General features: G+C 67.4%; 15 protein-coding genes and 2 pseudogenes. 11 read left to right on the top strand and 6 right to left on the bottom strand.

The window, feature by feature from the left end; genetic code table 11:
* Window positions 1-61: 61 nt before the first annotated feature.
* Window positions 62-1,774 carry a serine/threonine-protein kinase gene (locus IE277_RS35535; protein ID WP_189957872.1) on the top strand — a complete coding sequence of 571 codons (1,713 nt, stop codon included), beginning with the start codon at window positions 62-64 and terminating at the stop codon, window positions 1,772-1,774.
* A 110-nt stretch (window positions 1,775-1,884) separates the two neighbouring features.
* Here the strand turns inward: IE277_RS35535 and IE277_RS35530 are convergent, their stop codons facing one another.
* Complete coding sequence (locus IE277_RS35530; RefSeq protein ID WP_003948780.1) at window positions 1,885-2,088, bottom strand: cold-shock protein; 204 nt, start codon at window positions 2,086-2,088, stop codon at window positions 1,885-1,887.
* Window positions 2,089-2,375: 287 nt separating this feature from the next.
* Here IE277_RS35530 and IE277_RS35525 point away from each other — a divergent pair, with 287 nt between their 5' ends.
* A complete protein-coding gene (locus IE277_RS35525) occupies window positions 2,376-3,224 on the top strand; it encodes a menaquinone biosynthetic enzyme MqnA/MqnD family protein (RefSeq protein WP_189957871.1) in 849 nt (282 codons plus the stop codon).
* Window positions 3,225-3,362: 138 nt separating this feature from the next.
* On the top strand, window positions 3,363-5,051 hold the full coding sequence (locus IE277_RS35520) for a serine/threonine-protein kinase (protein ID WP_189957870.1): 1,689 nt from the start codon (window positions 3,363-3,365) through the stop codon (window positions 5,049-5,051).
* 1 nt (window position 5,052) lies between these two features.
* Here IE277_RS35520 and IE277_RS35515 read toward each other — a convergent pair whose 3' ends face one another.
* The 4 genes from IE277_RS35515 to IE277_RS35500 are packed head-to-tail and all read right to left on the bottom strand — an operon-like array spanning window position 5,053 to window position 7,583.
* On the bottom strand, window positions 5,053-5,493 hold the full coding sequence (locus IE277_RS35515; protein ID WP_189957869.1) for a hypothetical protein: 441 nt from the start codon (window positions 5,491-5,493) through the stop codon (window positions 5,053-5,055).
* Window positions 5,490-5,795, bottom strand: coding sequence for a hypothetical protein (locus IE277_RS35510; protein WP_189957868.1), 306 nt, complete (start codon window positions 5,793-5,795; stop codon window positions 5,490-5,492). Before IE277_RS35510 ends, IE277_RS35515 begins: the two co-directional genes overlap by 4 nt.
* A gap of 4 nt (window positions 5,796-5,799) precedes the next feature.
* Window positions 5,800-7,224 carry a C2 family cysteine protease gene (locus IE277_RS35505; RefSeq protein WP_189957867.1) on the bottom strand — a complete coding sequence of 475 codons (1,425 nt, stop codon included), beginning with the start codon at window positions 7,222-7,224 and terminating at the stop codon, window positions 5,800-5,802.
* Window positions 7,224-7,583, bottom strand: coding sequence for a hypothetical protein (locus tag IE277_RS35500; RefSeq protein ID WP_189957866.1), 360 nt, complete (start codon window positions 7,581-7,583; stop codon window positions 7,224-7,226). The genes IE277_RS35505 and IE277_RS35500 overlap by 1 nt, the downstream gene beginning before the upstream one ends.
* Window positions 7,584-7,882: 299 nt before the next feature.
* Here IE277_RS35500 and IE277_RS35495 point away from each other — a divergent pair, with 299 nt between their 5' ends.
* Together IE277_RS35495 and IE277_RS49315 are read left to right on the top strand one after the other, a co-directional pair.
* Window positions 7,883-8,164: a WXG100 family type VII secretion target gene (locus tag IE277_RS35495; RefSeq protein WP_189957865.1), complete on the top strand. Its 282-nt coding sequence runs from the start codon at window positions 7,883-7,885 to the stop codon at window positions 8,162-8,164.
* Window positions 8,165-8,611: 447 nt separating this feature from the next.
* Window positions 8,612-9,207, top strand: a pseudogene (locus IE277_RS49315) (transposase); the annotation flags it as partial.
* Here IE277_RS49315 and IE277_RS35485 read toward each other — a convergent pair.
* Window positions 9,182-10,344, bottom strand: a protein-coding gene (locus IE277_RS35485; RefSeq protein WP_189957864.1) for an IS3 family transposase whose coding sequence is annotated in 2 segments (ribosomal slippage) — window positions 9,182-10,057 and window positions 10,060-10,344 — 1,161 coding nt in all. Because the reading frame shifts where the segments join, the coding sequence is not laid out codon by codon here. The pseudogene IE277_RS49315 and the gene IE277_RS35485 overlap by 26 nt on opposite strands.
* Window positions 10,345-10,496: 152 nt before the next feature.
* On the opposite strand from IE277_RS35485, the gene IE277_RS35480 reads away from it, so the two are divergent.
* From IE277_RS35480 to IE277_RS50160, 6 genes and pseudogenes are all read left to right on the top strand, one after another.
* Window positions 10,497-10,859, top strand: a complete 363-nt coding sequence (locus IE277_RS35480) for a hypothetical protein (RefSeq protein ID WP_229882200.1) — start codon at window positions 10,497-10,499, stop codon at window positions 10,857-10,859.
* 42 nt (window positions 10,860-10,901) lie between these two features.
* Window positions 10,902-12,506, top strand: a complete 1,605-nt coding sequence (locus IE277_RS35475) for an alpha/beta hydrolase (RefSeq protein ID WP_189957863.1) — start codon at window positions 10,902-10,904, stop codon at window positions 12,504-12,506.
* Window positions 12,507-12,620: 114 nt separating this feature from the next.
* Window positions 12,621-13,001, top strand: coding sequence for a hypothetical protein (locus tag IE277_RS35470; protein ID WP_189957862.1), 381 nt, complete (start codon window positions 12,621-12,623; stop codon window positions 12,999-13,001).
* A 400-nt stretch (window positions 13,002-13,401) separates the two neighbouring features.
* Window positions 13,402-14,031, top strand: coding sequence for a hypothetical protein (locus IE277_RS35465; RefSeq protein WP_229882199.1), 630 nt, complete (start codon window positions 13,402-13,404; stop codon window positions 14,029-14,031).
* A complete protein-coding gene (locus IE277_RS35460; protein WP_229882198.1) occupies window positions 14,019-15,059 on the top strand; it encodes a hypothetical protein in 1,041 nt (346 codons plus the stop codon). The genes IE277_RS35465 and IE277_RS35460 overlap by 13 nt, the downstream gene beginning before the upstream one ends.
* A 140-nt stretch (window positions 15,060-15,199) precedes the next feature.
* Window positions 15,200-16,260 (top strand): annotated as a pseudogene (locus IE277_RS50160) (IS630 family transposase).
* Window positions 16,261-16,375 lie beyond the last annotated feature (115 nt).

Raw genomic sequence — 16,375 nt, 5'->3', positions numbered from 1 at the left:
ACAACGCCGTCTAGGCTGCTGGTGTTGACCGAGGCAGTGTGTACGGGGGGTAGTGGGCCGAGTGACCCATGCGACGAACCACGCGACGAACCAGGAGAGAGAGGTCTTCCAGCCGCTCCAGGCGGACGACCCGCCCGTCGTGGCCGGGTACCGGCTCGCCGCGCGGCTGGGGGCGGGCGGCATGGGCCGGGTCTACCTGTCGCACACGCAGGGCGGCCGGCCCGTGGCGATCAAGGTGGTGCGGCCGGAGCTGGCGGACGATCCGGGGTTCCGGCGGCGGTTCGGCCGGGAGATCGCAGCGGCCCGGCGGGTCCGCGGCGCCTACACCGCCGAACTGATCGACGGGGACGCGGACGGCGTACCGCCCTGGCTGGCCACGCTGTACGTGCCCGGTCCGTCCCTGACGGAGGCCGTGGCCCGGCGCGGGCCGCTGCCGGTGCCGGCGCTGCTGTGGCTGATGGCGGGCGTGGCCGAGGCCTTGCAGGCCATCCATGCCGAGGGCATCGTGCACCGGGATCTGAAGCCGTCGAACGTGCTGCTGGCGGCCGACGGGCCGCGGGTGATCGACTTCGGTATCGCGCTGGCCACCGACGGCACCTCGTACACGGCGACCGGGAGCACGATCGGCACGCCCTCGTTCATGGCTCCGGAGCAGGCGTCGGGGGGTGAGGTGACGGCGGCGACCGATGTCTTCGCGCTCGGCCAGACCGCGGCGTTCGCGGCGCTGGGCAGGCCCCTGTACGGGGACGGGGCGGCCCTCAACGTGCTGTACCGGATCGTGCACTCCGAGCCCGACCTGTCCCTGCTGCCCGAGCCGCTGCGGCCGCTGCTGGCGCGGTGCCTGGCCGCCGATCCGGCGCGGCGGGCCACTCCGGCGGAGGTCATGGAGTGGTGCCGGCAGCGGCTGGGCGCGGGCGCCGACGCCTGCGCTGACGCGGGCGGGGGGCCGTCCGTGTGGCGGGAGATCGCCGGGCCGGAGGTCGCCATACCGGCGCCGGTGCCCGAGCCGACTCCGGCCTTCCCGCAGCCGCAGGTCGGGTGGACGCAGCCGACGCAGCCGGTGTATCCGATGCAGCCGACCCAGCTGACGCCTCAGGAGCGCAAGGCCCGCAGACGGCGCACGGCGCTGATCACGGCCGCCGGTGTGGCGGGGGGCGCGCTGCTGGTGACGGCTGCGGCCTGGTCGCTCCTGGACGCCAAGGACCGGCGCGGCGACCGGGACGCGGCGGGCTCCAGGACGTCCGCCACGGGACCGGCCGCACGGTCCTCCTCGTCGGCGTCCGCGCCCGGCTCCTCGTCGGATTCCTCGGGCGTGGTGGGTTCGTCGGCCCGGGGGACCGGTGAGGGTGAGGGCGAGGGTGGGGGTGCGTCCCAGGCCGCCTCGCCCCAGGAGGCGCGGCCGGAGGGGTTCCCCCTGGTGTGGCTGGACGCGAAGACCTCGCTGAGCCTCCAGAGCAAGGACCCCGCGCGGAACGACCGCAAGGGGGACATCCGCTTCGACTGCCGGACAACCGGCTGCGAGCTGAAGAGCGACAGCACCGCGTTCGTCCAGATCTTCGGCGGACACGGCACGACCCTCGACGAGTGCCGTCTCATGCTCGGGAGCGGCAAGTACCACAGCTGGTCGCTGGCCGCGGCAGCGGCGGGCACCGAGATCTGCATGAAGGACGCCGAAGGCGACGTCGGGCTGTTCGTGATCGAGGTCAAGTCCACCGCGGTGCCGGACATCGCCTTCCTGAAGGGGGACCTCACGATCTGGCGGAAGGCGGCCTGAGGCGCGGCCCCGCCGGCCGAGAGAATTCACAGGAAAGGCAGGAGCCCCGTCGCCGAAAACGGCGTGGGGCTCCTTGGGTACTGCTCTCAGGTTCTGCGATCAGGCAGTGATCAGGCGGGGGTGACGTTCTCCGCCTGCGGACCCTTCGGGCCCTGCGTCACGTCGAAGGTCACCGCCTGGTTCTCCTCAAGCGAACGGAAGCCGTTCGCGTTGATCGCGGAGTAGTGAACGAAGACGTCGGGGCCGCCGCCCTCCTGGGCGATGAAGCCAAAGCCCTTTTCGGCGTTGAACCACTTAACGGTTCCGGTAGCCATAAGCCCTCCTTGGGCTCAAAAAGGGTTGCCCTGCTCCAGAACCTGCACGTGCGAAACGGTGCTGCACAACTGCATTCGTCTGAAAACGACGAGAGCCCGCGGTCACATGCTCCGCAGGCTCTGTACTGCAAGGGAAACCAAACTGCAACTTGCGGCGAGCCTAGCACGTGGGGGGCCGGATGCAATAGGGGTCAAGATCACGTCACCCGGATGTTTGAACGGCCGTTGCGCCATTTGACGGCGGGGTCGGTCCCGGCCCCGTGGCCCCCGGGGTCTAGTCTCGCGATGTGGACAATGCTCGCACCCGGCCGCGCGTCGGCCACATCCAGTTCCTGAACTGCCTGCCCCTCTACTGGGGGCTCGCGAGAACCGGCACCCTCCTCGACTTCGAGCTGACCAAGGACACCCCGGACAAGCTCAACGAGACGCTGGTCCGCGGGGAGCTCGACATCGCCCCGATCACCCTGGTCGAGTTCCTCAAGCACGCGGACGAGCTGGTCGCCTTCCCCGACATCGCGGTCGGCTGCGACGGCCCCGTGATGTCCTGCGTGATCGTCTCGCAGCTCCCGCTGGACCGGCTGGACGGCGCCAAGGTCGCCCTCGGCTCGACCTCCCGCACCTCGGTCCGGCTCGCCCAGCTGCTGCTCGCCGAGCGCTACGGCGTACAGCCCGCGTACTACACCTCCGCGCCCGACCTCAGCCTGATGATGCAGGAGGCCGACGCCGGCGTCCTCATCGGCGACGCCGCCCTGCGCGCCAACCTCCACGACGGACCGCGCTACGGCCTCGACGTGCACGACCTCGGCGCCCTGTGGAAGGAGTGGACGGGCCTGCCGTTCGTCTTCGCGGTGTGGGCCGTCCGCCGGGAGTACCTGGAGCGCGAGCCGGAGCTCACCCGCAAGATCCACGAGGCCTTCCTCGCCTCCCGCGACCTCTCCCTGGAGGAGGTCGGCAAGGTCGCCGAGCAGGCGGCCCGCTGGGAGGCCTTCGACGAGACGACCCTGGCGCAGTACTTCACCACCCTCGACTTCAGCTTCGGCAGCCCACAGCTGGAGGCCGTCGCCGAGTTCGCCCGCCGCGTCGGCCCGACGACCGGCTTCCCGGCGGACGTGAAGGTCGACCTGCTGCGGTCGTGAGGCCCTGGGGATCCGTCGTACAGGCCCTAGGCTTCTGTGCGGCATCCGTGGGTAGGGACCTCGGGGGCACAGCCGCCGGGGTTCCGGGGCCGGGGTTCCGGGAGCTGGGATCCCGGGCGTTGGGGGAGGGTACGCGCCATGCAGCCGCTGGACGTGGACGAGCCGGTCGCCGTCGGGCCCTACCGGCTGCTCGGCCGGCTCGGGGCCGGCGGCATGGGCCGGGTCTACCTCGGCCGCAGCGCGGGCGGCCGCACGGTCGCCGTGAAGATCGTGCACCCGCACTTCGCCCTGGACGAGGAGTTCCGCGCCCGCTTCCGACGTGAGGTGGCGGCCGCCCGCCGGGTCGGCGGCGCCTGGACCGCGCCCGTCCTGGACGCCGACCCGGAGGCCCCGGTGCCCTGGGTCGCCACCGCCTACGCGGCCGGCCCCTCCCTCGCCGCGGCCGTCACCGACACCGGCCCGCTGCCCGCGCACACCGTACGGGCCCTGGGCGCGGGCCTCGCCGAGGCGCTGACGGCCGTACACGAACTGGACCTGGTCCACCGGGACGTGAAGCCGTCCAACGTCCTGCTGACCCTGGACGGCCCGCTCCTCATCGACTTCGGCATCGCCCGCGCCACGGACGGTACGGCGTCCCTGACATCGACCGGGGTGTCGGTCGGTTCCCCCGGCTACATGGCCCCCGAGCAGATCCTCGCCCAAGGCATCACGGGCGCCGCCGACGTCTTCTCCCTCGGCGCGGTCCTCGCCTACGCCGCCACCGGCGAGCCCCCCTTCCGCGGGGACTCCTCGGCCGCACTGCTCTACAAGGTCGTCCACGAGGAGCCCGAACTGGGCACCCTGGACGGAGAGCTGCGCGAGCTGGTGCCGGCCTGCCTGGCCAAGGACCCGGCGGCCCGGCCCGCCCCCGCCGAGGTGAGCCACCGCCTCGCCCCCCAGGGCGCTCCCCGCCTGATCACCGGCGGCTGGCTGCCCGGTCCCCTGGTGGAGCAGGTCAGCCGCAGCGCCGTACACCTGCTCAACCTGGACACGGGGGAGACGGCGCACTCGGGGCCGGTGGCCTTCGACTCGCCATCAACCCCGTCCCCTGCCTCGGGCGCGGACATCCCGTTCGTACCGCCCGTCGCCCCCGAGCAGAGCCCCTCCGCACCGGCCACCGACCTGAACGGCCCGCCCGCCGAAGCGCCGGCCGCCGTACCGGAGCCGCATGACGCACCGCGCCCCGGCCGGCTCTCCGTCAGCGTGTCGGCGGCCTCCGCGCCTGTGGCGGGCGGTCGGGGCCGCCGGCTGAGCTGCTCGGTGGCCCTGGCGGTCGCCGGGGCACTGGCCGTGAGCGCCCTGGGCCTCGGCGGGCTGCTGGGTTCCTGGTCCGGTCAGGGCAGCAGCGACGACAACGCGGCAAGCTCCCCCTCCCGCTCCCAGGCACCGGCGCCCTCCGCCGGCTTCACCGGCAACCCCCAGGCACCCGACGCGATCCCGTCCCGCTACCTCGGCACCTGGGAGGGCCGGGCCACCGCCCTCGACGGCAACCTCCCCATCGGAACCTTCCGTCTCACCGTCCACCCGGCAGCCGTCGGCAAAGACCTCGGCCACCTGACCCAGACCGACCAGCTCGGCGGTGTGTGCACCGACATCCTCACCTTGAAGAAGGCCACCGAGACGAGGCTGGTCGCCACGTCGACCGGTGCAACGGGCAACCACGGGGGCTGCGACCCCGCCCCGCACACCGTGGAACTCACGCCGACGCACGGCGACTTGACGTACACCTCGGACAGCTCTGCGGAAGGCAATCCGATGGCGGTGCTGTCGAGGAGAACACAGCGGTGAGTTACGAGGGGTCGGCCTGTACGTCGACGGCGGACTTCTTCCAGTCGGGCATGGCCCATACCTTGAGGACCTTGACGCGTAGACCGTGCTCCCGTACGACGTCGCCGGGGGCGACCGGGAACGAAGTGCCGTCTCCGTAGGAGCCGCTGGGGAGCAGCGGCCGGATCATCAGCAGTGCCCGGTGGGGTCCGGAGCCGTGGATCGGGCCGCCGATCTGGAGCCCCACCTTCGATCCGTCGGGGAGCTTGATGAACGCGGTGGGCACCTGTGGGGCCGAGTGGCCACCGGTGTCGGAGAAGGTGACGCGGTAGACGTCCGAGGAGTGCGCGCCGAGCGCAGGAGGGGTCTGGCCCCAGTACACCAGGAAACCGATCAGGCCTGCGACCAGCAAGGTGACAGGGACGAGGATCCAGACGAGCAGGCGGCGGCGGACGGGGCTCATGGTCGTACCCCCGGCGTGTCTGCGTCCGCCGTCTGCCCGGTCTCCTCGACGGTGACGACGACGTATCCGTCGCGGTCGCCGGGAAACACCTCGATGAAGCGGACGGTGTGACGCCCGGTGGCGACCTCCTCGCCCTCGCGGACCTCCACCACGTCGGCGAAGCCGGCGGCCCGGTCCACGACGTCGATCCGGGCGGCGCGGTCCGCGGGATCCGGGCTCATCGCGACGATTCCCAGGGTGACGGGGCCGAGGCGCAGTCTGCCGCTGTGCACCAGGCGGTGCTCCTGCGGAACCTGTGTCATCGGATCACACCTTGCCCTTCGTGGTGCCGACCTCGTCGAAGTACTTGTGCCACTGGTCCTCGGTCAGGGTGATCTGCTGCGGGATCTTCACCTGCGCGTCGTCGAGTCCGTTGTCCCCCCAGGGGTTCAGCAGGGTCACGGTCGGCGGGTGCGCGTCGGTGTCGACGTGCTGCACCACGTACTCGTGTGTGGTGACGATCTGGTGGTTGTCGGTGGAGTCGCTGCCGCCGAAGAACCACAGTGTCTTGTTGTCCTTGCTGCCGGTCGTGATCGCGTACCCCTGGTCGAGCTTGCTCTTCAGGTCTGTCAGGGAGAGATCGTCGGAGTCGAGCCGCTCGGTCGACTGACCGGTGACGGCGTCAAGACCCTCGTCGCCCCAGCCGCCGTCGATGCTCTTGTAGCCGCCCTTGAACTGGGCGAACGCCTTCTCGTAGATCGCCACCCACTTCACGTTGTCGCGCACCTCGGCGTACGCGGTGCCGCCGTCCGACCTGACCGGCAGTTTTCCGTCGACGGTGACGTCCACGGGCTTGCCGTCCCTGTAGAAGGTCACGGTGTAGGTGCCGTTGGGGTTCTGGCGGATGTGGTTCTGGAAGAACTGGGGGTCCTGCTGGCCCACAGCCCCCAGGGAAGCCAGGAACCAGCAGTCGCCCTCGTTGCCCTGAGCGAGGTCGTGCTTGACGTCCACGCCGTTCGGGCCGAAGAGGTTGCCGTTCACATCCCCGTACCCGTAGTCACCGTCGATCGTCGGTTCCAGGCAGGGCATGTCCTTCGCGACCCTGGCCACGTTGGTCGCCGAGACGCTGCTGAACATCAGGTTCGCCCAGTCACGTCGCAGCTGGTCCCCGTTGCCGAACGAGACCTTCACTTGCTGGTCCAGCCTCTGCAGATCGTCGTCCGACAGCTTGGAGACCACCGCATCGAGCTCGGCGGGGGTGAGCGTCTTGAACTCCTTGAGGATCGGGTCCGAATCGGGCGAGACGTAGAAGCCACGGTCGACCACCTCCTTGTCGAGGTGCTCCCGGAAGAACTTCAGCGCGTCCTGGATCTTCTGCGGGTCCGGCGGCTTCTCGTCCGCGAAGGTCATCGAAGGGTCGACGGGGTAGCCCAGGTCCGCGAGCTTGCGCATGCCCTCCAACTGGGCGAGGCGGCGCTTGATGTCGGCCTGCATGTCGCCGAGTTCACCGGTCAGCACACCGGGAAGATGAAAGGTGCCACCGAACAGGGAGAAGTCGCCGAGGGGCGTGGCGAGCGCCTGGAGGTCGGGGTCGTTGGAAGCGACTTTGCCCGCGGACAGGTTCGTCTGCGCCATCTCCAGGACGGCCTTCAGGCTCCGGTGGAGCGGGGAGGCGTGTGCGGCGAGTCCGTCCAGGTCGCTCGCGAGCTTGCGTACGCCCGGTATGTCGAATCCGACGTATCCGTCACCCATCAGTGGCTCCCGCCCGCCGACGCGGTCTTCTTGTCCGCGTCCTTCGCTCTGGTCTCGAGATCCGTGGCCTCGGCGTCCCACCGGCTGGCGTCGGCCATGAGCGCCGTGGCCATCGACTCAAGCGTGGCTTGGTGGGTCACCAGGGCCTGGGCGCACTGCTGGGCATAGGGGCCGTGCCAGATGGCCGAGCTCCACTCGCTGTTGCGGACGACGAAGTCGTTGATGCCGTTGCAGGCCTGTCTGCTGACGTCGTCGAGGTAGCCACCCAGCCTGGGCGCCAGGCTCCGCGCCTGGCGCGCGGCCTCGCGCAGATTCTTCGCCCGACCGCGCAACGTCGCAGCGTCGTCCTGGTCTGCCATGTCCCCCGTGTCCCCCGTGTCCCATCCGTCCGTGGCGTCTCCGGAACCCTAGACGAGAGGGCTTCGGACATGACTGCCTTTGGTCGATGTGTGACCGAAGATCCACAACTCCTGCCGACCGCGCGGTTCGACACCCACGCCCACTGCTGGATCCCCGGGAACCAACGGGCTTACGAGTGGCGTGTGTTGTCGATGAATGCACCGGAACGACCGTTGCCACGGTGGCGTAGAGTACGGTGCCACCTGCGGATGACGCGTCCGTGAGCAAGAGTTCTTGATACGGGGAGGAGCGGTTCGCCATGGCGTCCAACATCAGTGGTGCCGATCTCGAAGCGCTGAACAAGCTGGTCAATCACTTCAAGAGCCAGAAGGTCAACCTGGAGTCGGTGTTCTCCGGTCTGAACTCTGCCTCTGACGAGAGCCAGGCGTACTGGACGGGTCCGCTGGCGGACAAGTTCCGTCATGAGTGGGCCGCGATGAAGCCGCACCTGCAGAAGATCGTGGACCTGCTGCACGAGGCTCACCAGGCCGCGCACACCAACCACCAGAACATCCACCACGCCACCGTGGGTCCTCGCTGACCCGACCGGCTCTTAGAAGCCTGGCATCACGACCCGGGGGTGGTGGTCCGCACGGTCGGACCACCACCCCCGGGCCGTTTCCCTGGGCGATATCAGATACCGGGAAGACCGAAGACATGCCCGGCGTCCTGCAGCACCGCGCCAGCTGTGTCAGGTGCTGAGGCGACGGGGGCACCCACGCCGAAGGCGGCTGCCTGCGTTGTGGCCTGGTCGTGTTCAAGGAGATGACGGCCCCGGTCACTTTGGAGTGTGGCGCCCGGGGCTGTCGTGACCGCGGGCTCTCCGCCGCGCTCGCGGTGCGTCGCATCCCGCCTTCCGTGGGATGTCGGATGGTGTATGGGACGTAGCGGCGGACGGCGCGCCGGCTACGGGCACCCTCCCGAACCGCTGCCGTCCCCGATGCTCAGGAGCCCGGCTAGCCGCATGCCGCGTGATTCGGCCACGCGCAGGGCGTCGAGGACGAGGCAGACTTCACCTGTCGGCCGCCCAAAGGACGCACCTGGGGCCGGCGCGGCCTACCCCGGTCGTGACCGTGAGCGGCCGACGCTCGGGACGCCTGTCCGTGGCTGGGCTGATCGCCATGCGGCCCGGGTCGCGGACCGGCTGTGCCACCGGCTGCGCGCCCGCCGAGCCGGCGAAGACAGACGCCGCAGCATGGGCGAGCGGGACTTCATCGAGCTGATCGACGGAGTCCACCACCTCGTCAAGGCGCCGATCGTGCTGGTCTGGGACCGGCTCAACACCCATGTCTCCCACGCCATGCGTGAGCTGATCGCCGAGCGCGCATGGCTGATGGTGTTCCTGCTGCCCGCCTACTCGCCCGACCTCGACCCGTCGAGTGGGTACGGGCGCACGTCAAGCGCAGCCTGGCCAACCTCGCCGTGGTCGAACTCGACCGGCTTGAGGCCCTCGTCCGCAACCGGCCTAAACGACCCCAGTACCGGTCCGCCACCCTCGACGGCTTCATAGCGGGCACTGGCCTGACGGGTCTGCTGCAGGTTTGGGTGACAGGTTGGGTCACGCGGCCTGGAGGGCCGGCGTAGTCATGACGGTTTCGAATTCGACGGGGGTCAGCCGGCCGAGCGAGGCTTGTCGGCGGCGTCGGTGGTAGGTCCGTTCGATCCAGGTCACGATCGCGATCCGTAGTTCTTCACGGGTGGCCCAGGTCCGGCGGTCGAGGACGTTCTTCTGCAGCAGGCTGAAGAAGGATTCCATGGCCGCGTTGTCGCCTGCGGCCCCGACTCTTCCTATCGACCCGGCCATCCCGTGACCGTCGAGTGTCCGGACGAATTTCCGTGGCCGGAACTGGGACCCGCGGTCGGTGTGCAGAACGCACCCGTCGACGTGTTCACGCCGGGCAACAGCATTGTTCAGGGCGGTCACGGCCAGGCGGGACTTCATCCGCGCGTCGATGGAGTAGCCGACGATCCTCTTGCTGAAGACGTCCTTGATCGCACAGAGATACAGCTTCCCTTCGCCGGTGGCGTGTTCGGTGATGTCGGCGAGCCACAGGCGGTTGGGGGCATCCGCGGTGAAGTCGCGGCGGACCAGGTCGTCGTGCACCGGCGGGCCGGCCTTCCTGCCCTTGCCGCGCTTCTTGCCGAACACGCTCCACCAGCGGTTGTCCCGGCAGATCCGCCACGCGGTGCGCCCGGCCATCCCTGCCCCGGCACCACGGGCTTCATCGGCCAGGAACCGGTAGCCGAACTCCGGGTCGTCGCGGTGGGCGTCGAACAGAGCGTTCGCGCGATATGCCTCCTCCAGCACGGCATCGGGAACCGGCTTGCCCAGCCAGCGGTAGTAGGGCTGTCTGGCGAGCTTCAGCACCCGGCACGCAACCGTGACGGGCACCCCGTCCCCGGCCAGCTCTTTCACGAGCGGGTAGAGCCTTTTCCCGGCAGATGTGCCTGCGACAGATAGGCCGCGGCCCGGCGAAGCACCCCGTTCTCCTGCTCCAGCAGCTTGATCCGCCGACGCGCTTCCCGCAGTTCCGCACTCTCCTGGCTGGTCACCCCGGGCTTGGTCCCCTCGTCGATATCCGCCCGGCGCATCCACTTCCACAACGTCATCGGGTGGACCCCGAAGTCGGTGGCCACCTGCTCCACCGTGACACCCGGGCCGCGGTTCCTCGCGACCCGCACGACATCCTCGCGGAACTCTTCCGGATAAGGCTTGGGCACAGCGACATCCTTCCCACCCGCCCTACAGGGCAAGCCAGTTCAGATGTCACCCGATCGTGCAGCAGACCCGATCGGTTCCCTCCCTAATGCGGCCGCAGTGGGTGCACAAGGGGCGGGGCATCCACCCACGCTGCTTGGCTCCCCGTGGCATCATGCTGAGTGACGCAACTCACCAACAGGAGCCTGAGGGGGAGCACTTGGGGGCAGACGATGGCCAGCCTAAGGTGGACAATCCGCGTATTTCTGCTCTGAAGGCGCTGAAGCTCAATCTCCTGACGCAGACGGCTGAGCTCAGAAAGCAGCTGGAGACGACATCCAAAGACATCGGCTCGGGAAAAGTGTGGTCGGGTAAGACCGCCGATGCCTGGCACTCGGAACTCGAAGGCCGACGTGCACACATGAAATCTCTGATCGACAAAGTCATTCCAGCAGTTGATGCCGAGATCGCCAAGTGCCCGGCCAAGGTATCTGTTGCTGAGGCTAAGATGATGAGGATGGACCTCCAGGGCTACTGACGGGCATGGCCGACGCGCACGGACTCAACGGGAAGAAATGGTATGGGGGAATTCTCGGGGATCGACCCGGGTGCCTTACTGAAGACCATCAACTCCTTAAAGGGGGATAAGGAGCGGCTGCGGAACGGCGCATCATCGATCAAGGCCCAATTCGATCGGTTCGGTATCGATGCCGAGCCTTTGACCAGCTTGGTAGCTATCTGCGGCTGGCTTGATGACCAGTTACCCATGCTTCAGCGCCGACAGGCTCTGGGGGCAGCCTTGGAGAAAGAGCGCCCAGGAATCGGTAACACCGTCCGCATCCCCGAGCCGTACTCCATGGGGGCTGCCGATGCAGCCTTGCTCCAGCAAGCGCTCGCGAACAAGGACCAGGCAACGATCAACCTTGTTAAAGGCGACCTACGTAAGCACCTGAACGACCGGGAGTTTCTGCAGGCGTACTCGGACGCCTCGCCGCCGAATGATGTGACGGCATTTCAAGGGCTGCCCGCCGATGCGGCGGACAAGCTTAATCGACTGCGGCTCGAGGCGGCGGTGCAGAAGCCGGACTGCCCGCAGCGGCTTAAGAAGCTGTGGAAGCACTTGACGAATCCGAAGGATCCGCAGTACACGCCGGATATGTTCTTGCTCGGTTTCGACGACGTAGACATGGGGCATGTCGCAGTCTCGTATGGAAACCCGGACACCGCGGCCAATACGGCAGTCTATGTGCCCGGCACGGGATCGAGCCTCGACGGTGCTTCGGGTGACTTGAATCGAGCCTTGACGCTCAACAGCACGACGAACACGCAGAAACCGGACTCCACCGCATCAATCTACTGGCTCGGCTATGACGCTCCGCAATGGGACGACCTTCCCGGTGGTCCGACCGTGCCGGATTACGCGGATGCGGGGGCTCCCAAGTTGGCAGCCTTTGTCAACTCCCTTAAGCCCAACCACATCGGCGCGGGCCATGTGACACTCATTGGCCACAGCTACGGTTCGACCGTCATCGGTGATGCTTTCGCACACGCAGGAATGAAAGCCGACGGTGTCATCTTCGTGGGGTCACCTGGAGTCACGGTCGACAAGGCATCCGATCTGCATCTCGATCCCAGTCACGTCTGGGCGGGCAAGGCGAAGTTCGACCCCGTTCCCGAGGTGTCCGTGCCGCTCAATCCGCTTGAGTGGCACGACGACCATCACATCAGGTTCGGCAACGACCCCACATCCTCGGCCTTCGGCGGTCAGACCTTCGACACCGGCGACGGGAGTGGCGTCGACCACGCACACAGTGAGTACTGGGACGCAGGTCCGTCCCTGAACAACATGACCAACATCGTGCTCGGCCAGCCCCAGAAGGTCACGGCGATGCCGACCGAGCAGAAGATCGGCGCGATACCCAATATATGGAGCCCGATTGACGTAGGTGGCGCGGTCTTACAGAACGCCGGTCATGCGATGGATGACTGGGGGACGCCAATCGAGCACGCCGGCGACTCAATGCACGCATTGGGGGTAGCTGGGGACAACCTTGTTGGGGCTGGCGGTGACCTCCTGAGTGGTGATGCGGATGGTGCGTTGGACGGTCTCGGTGATGTCGGTGACGATCTGAAGGCCAGCGGCAAGGGCATATTGCACGCTGGAGAAGACCTCTTGGATTGGTGAGTTGTGAAGATGACGGAACGGTTGTCGAAGGGAGCCGCGGCCGCCGCCGTGGCAGCGTTGGCAGCGACAGCGGGCTGTGGAGGGTCAGGCGTCGGAGGTACTGACCCTAAGTCGGTGGTGAGCAAGGCACAGTCGCTTGCTCAGGAGACGCTCGAAGCGGTTCGCCCGACCATCGGATCGGCCACTACGTCGGTCGACAGCAGTAGCTGGGAGAAGTGCTCGACCGAGACACCCGGCGTGCACAGGTTCACCTACGACTACGTCCTGAAGGTCGACGTTCCCAAGAACGCCTCTCAGCCCGTGATGGACGCGGCGAAGGCGCACTTCGTCAAGGCCGGATACACGCTCGACCCCCCGTACCCGAAAATGGCCAGGGTCGGGGGCAAACCTCCAAAGTCCGAATGGTGGGTCGGCGTGGGCGTAGAGAACGAGTCGTCAATGTTCATCAGCGTCAGTTCGGATTGCGTCCCCACGTCCTCCGACCCAAAGGTCTGACAGAGCTGGCGCAGAGGCACGGTGGCTCTCTCGATTCCCGGATTCCCCCTAGCCAGTCTCGCGTGCGCCAACCCGAGGGACGAATGCCAGCCACACGCAAAGAACGCACGAGGACGCCAGGATCGTCCTGCAGCTGCTCCGGGAACCCGTTCAGCCGACTCAGGGTCCCGGTACCTTCAAGCTGGTTGACGTGCAGGGATGCGGCGGTCCCAATGAAATGGAATATGGCGCACAGCCATCCCTCGGTGACTGAGGATGGAGCCGATATCAGCCACATCGCGATCCCGCATCCGATACTCATTCGCCATCGTGGCACCCTGCGCTCTGAGTATCGTCATGTCCACCACGAAGCCCCTCGCCTCACTGGGAGTCACACGTGAACCGCCGTCTTCTGCTTATCGTGGCCGCGCTGACGAGCGCCGCGGCTCTGTCGCTGGCCGCCTGTAGCAGCGATTCCAAGGCCAAGGACAGCGGCAAGATCGCGGGCGCCGGGAGCGGCGACACGAAGGAGTCTACGTCGCCCAGCCCGAGCGTGTCGGCCTCGGACGATCGCCCGGCGATCTCACTGCCGAGAGACGTGAAGGACGACTTCGAAAACTGGAAGACCGGCGACGCCACGAAGGACGCGGTCCTCACCGACGCAAGCGGCGCGCAGAATGCCATGAACGCCGCGATCCTCAAGGGCGATCCCAACACGTCGGCCATGTCCTTCTACTACAAGGACGAAGCCCTCGTCTCCACCGTGAAGTGGGTGCAGAAGTGGAAGGACGCTGAGCTCAGCTTCACAGGAACCACGTCTTACTTCAACCCGAAGGTCGAGTTGTTCGGCAAGAACGCAGCCGGGGTCGTGTTCTGCTCGGACGAGACCAAGGCGTTCAACAAGAACCGCAAGACCGGGAAGGTCGACCACACCGCGCCCGGCAAGGACGCGTTCGTGCTGTACAACATGCGCCTGGAGAAGAACGCCCAGGGCGTCTGGCAGACGACAGTCGGAACGTCCGTGAGGGGAAGCCAGTCATGCATGCGCTGAAGAGATCCGGCACGCTGCTCGCCGGCGTGGTCGTCCTCGCAGGTGTCCTCGCGCCGAACCTGGCGTTTGCAACGGGGCCGGGCGGTTCCCAGTTCGACCTCTCGGGCGAGAACCAGCAAGGCGAGAGTCAGACCATCGGCTCGCGCATCTCCTTCCACGGGGCGACGCGGGGTTCCGGAGGGGGCGACTCCGGTGGCCTGGAGCCGATGACCAACTGGTCGCCACCTGCATGCTGGTACGAGCCGAAATGGAACCCCGACGAGTTCGCCAAGCACTTCCAGGAGGCGTGGGACATCCCCACAGCCAGCGGGGTCGGTGAGGCGTACAACATTGCCAAGGAGCACTTCCAGAACGGCAAGCCGTACAAGGACTTCAACAAGGCCGAGGCCGGCAAAGGCATGTGGTGGGACGCGGTGCGGGATCCGGCACGGGGAAAGGCCGGCGATCCGGCTGCCTTTGCTTGTGACACCGCTACCTTCTGGGTGAAGAACGGGGAGACGCCCACCGTCAAGAACGCGGTCACCCCTGAGGTCCTGGCCCAACTCGCGTACAACAAAATCAAGTTGCCTGACACGAAGGTGACGCTCGCCCCGCCCGGTCCCACCAAGGTGAACCTGCCCACCTGGGCTTGGCTGGACAAGAAGAACTTCAAACCGGTGTCGGTGACCGCCGAGCTGAATGTACCGGGGTGGAGCCTCCAGGCTACCACGACCGCCAAGTCGATCTCGCTGAAGTTAGAGCCCGGCACGCCGGATGCGACGACCTACCCGGCCAGCGGCGAGTGCACGTTCAATGACGACGGCTCCATCGGCAAGGCTTGGGCCCCGGGACTTGGGAACCAGGACCCGCCCTGCGGCATTAAGTACCTGCGTTCGTCCGCCGGCGGGTCCTTCCCTCTGAAGGCGACGATCACTTGGCAGGTCACCTGGACCGGAACCGGCCGCCCGAACCCGACCGGCTTGCCCAATGGTGTGTTCGGGAAGACCCAGAACGTCGTCGTCGAAGAGGCCCAGGCTGTCAGCCGCTGAATACGAGCCTGGGCATGCGCGGCCGAGTGTCGGCGTCCCGGCTAGCCTCGAACTTTATGAAAGCGCGAGGCTAGAGATCTTTAACGGTGCGGGTTACGCGGGGTCGTGACGGCTGTCGTTGGTCGCGCTATGCCGGGGGCATGAGGTATCCCGATGGGGGTGGGTTGACGGCCGAGGAACGGGCTTGGCGTGAGCAAGTCCGGCTTGCAGCCGCTGACCTGATCGAGGCCGGGGACAGTGACCGGGAGGTGGCCCGGCGGTTCAGGGCGACCCGAATGTCGGCGAACCGCTGGCGGCGGGCGTTGGCTTCGGGCGGTCGGGAGGCCCTGGCCTCCAAGGGTCCCGGCGACGCCCGCTGCAAGCTCGATGCGGCGCAACTCCGAACGTTGGAAGCGGTGTTGGATGCTGGACCGGCCGCCTCGGGCTGGAGTGACCAGTGCTGGACGCTGGCTAGGATCGTGCACCGCCGGTTCGGCGTGGAGTACACCCTGGCCGGGCTGGACCTGTTGCTGCACCGCATCGGCTGGAGCGTGCAGGTCCCCTTCCGCAAGGCCACCGAGCGGGATGAGGCGAAGATTGCCGCCTGGCCACAGGCGCAGTGGCCCGTCATAAAAAGAGGGCGGCGGACTTGGGCGCCTGGCTCTGCTTCGAGGATGAAGCCGGCCAGGGCCTGAGGCCGCCCGAGGGCCGCACCTGGGGCCGCCGGGGACACATCCCGGTGGTGCGAGTCACTGCGGCAGTCACCAAACGCGTGTCGATGGCGGCGCTGATCTGCACCAAAGCGGGCCACCGGCCACGGCTGATCTACCGCATCCACCTCGACCGTGGCCCTGCCAAGGGCCGCCGCAAGGGTTTCACGGAGACCGACTACGCCCGCCTGCTGGACGCCGCGCACCAGCAGCTCGGCGGACCGATCGTGCTGGTGTGGGACAACTTGAACACGCACGTCAGCCGCACCATGCGCGAGCTGATCACGGCCCGATCATGGCTGACCGCCTACCAGCTGCCGCCGTACGCCCCCGAGTTCAACCCCGTTGAGGGCGTGTGGTCGCACCTGAAATGATCGCTGGCCAACCTCACCAAACACAGCCTCGACCAGCTCACCGCGCTGGTAAAGACGCGGCTGAAACGGATGCAGTACCGCCCCCGCCTCATCGAGGGACTCATCGCCAAAACTGGGCTTGACCTCCAACCTCCATAACCTGGACCGTTAAAGATCTCTAGCCATGGTCGCTATGAGTGGTGCCGATCTCGAGGCGCTGAACAAGCTGGTCAATCACTTCAAGAGCCAGAAGGTCAACCTGGAGTCGGTGTTC

The organism is Streptomyces alanosinicus (assembly GCF_014650595.1).
Lineage (GTDB): Bacteria > Actinomycetota > Actinomycetes > Streptomycetales > Streptomycetaceae > Streptomyces > Streptomyces alanosinicus.
Note: the sequence above shows the minus strand (reverse complement) of the source record. Positions and strands in the feature narration are given on the sequence as shown.

Coding starts and splice junctions, on each gene's coding strand:
- IE277_RS35500 (WP_189957866.1), bottom strand. CDS start 7,583: ATGGCAGACCAGGACGACGCTGCGACGTTGCGCGGTCGGGCGAAGAAT.
- IE277_RS35510 (WP_189957868.1), bottom strand. CDS start 5,795: ATGACACAGGTTCCGCAGGAGCACCGCCTGGTGCACAGCGGCAGACTG.
- IE277_RS35505 (WP_189957867.1), bottom strand. CDS start 7,224: ATGGGTGACGGATACGTCGGATTCGACATACCGGGCGTACGCAAGCTC.
- IE277_RS35515 (WP_189957869.1), bottom strand. CDS start 5,493: ATGAGCCCCGTCCGCCGCCGCCTGCTCGTCTGGATCCTCGTCCCTGTC.
- IE277_RS35460 (WP_229882198.1), top strand. CDS start 14,019: ATGCATGCGCTGAAGAGATCCGGCACGCTGCTCGCCGGCGTGGTCGTC.
- IE277_RS35495 (WP_189957865.1), top strand. CDS start 7,883: ATGGCGTCCAACATCAGTGGTGCCGATCTCGAAGCGCTGAACAAGCTG.
- IE277_RS35530 (WP_003948780.1), bottom strand. CDS start 2,088: ATGGCTACCGGAACCGTTAAGTGGTTCAACGCCGAAAAGGGCTTTGGC.
- IE277_RS35480 (WP_229882200.1), top strand. CDS start 10,497: ATGCTGAGTGACGCAACTCACCAACAGGAGCCTGAGGGGGAGCACTTG.
- IE277_RS35520 (WP_189957870.1), top strand. CDS start 3,363: ATGCAGCCGCTGGACGTGGACGAGCCGGTCGCCGTCGGGCCCTACCGG.
- IE277_RS35475 (WP_189957863.1), top strand. CDS start 10,902: ATGGGGGAATTCTCGGGGATCGACCCGGGTGCCTTACTGAAGACCATC.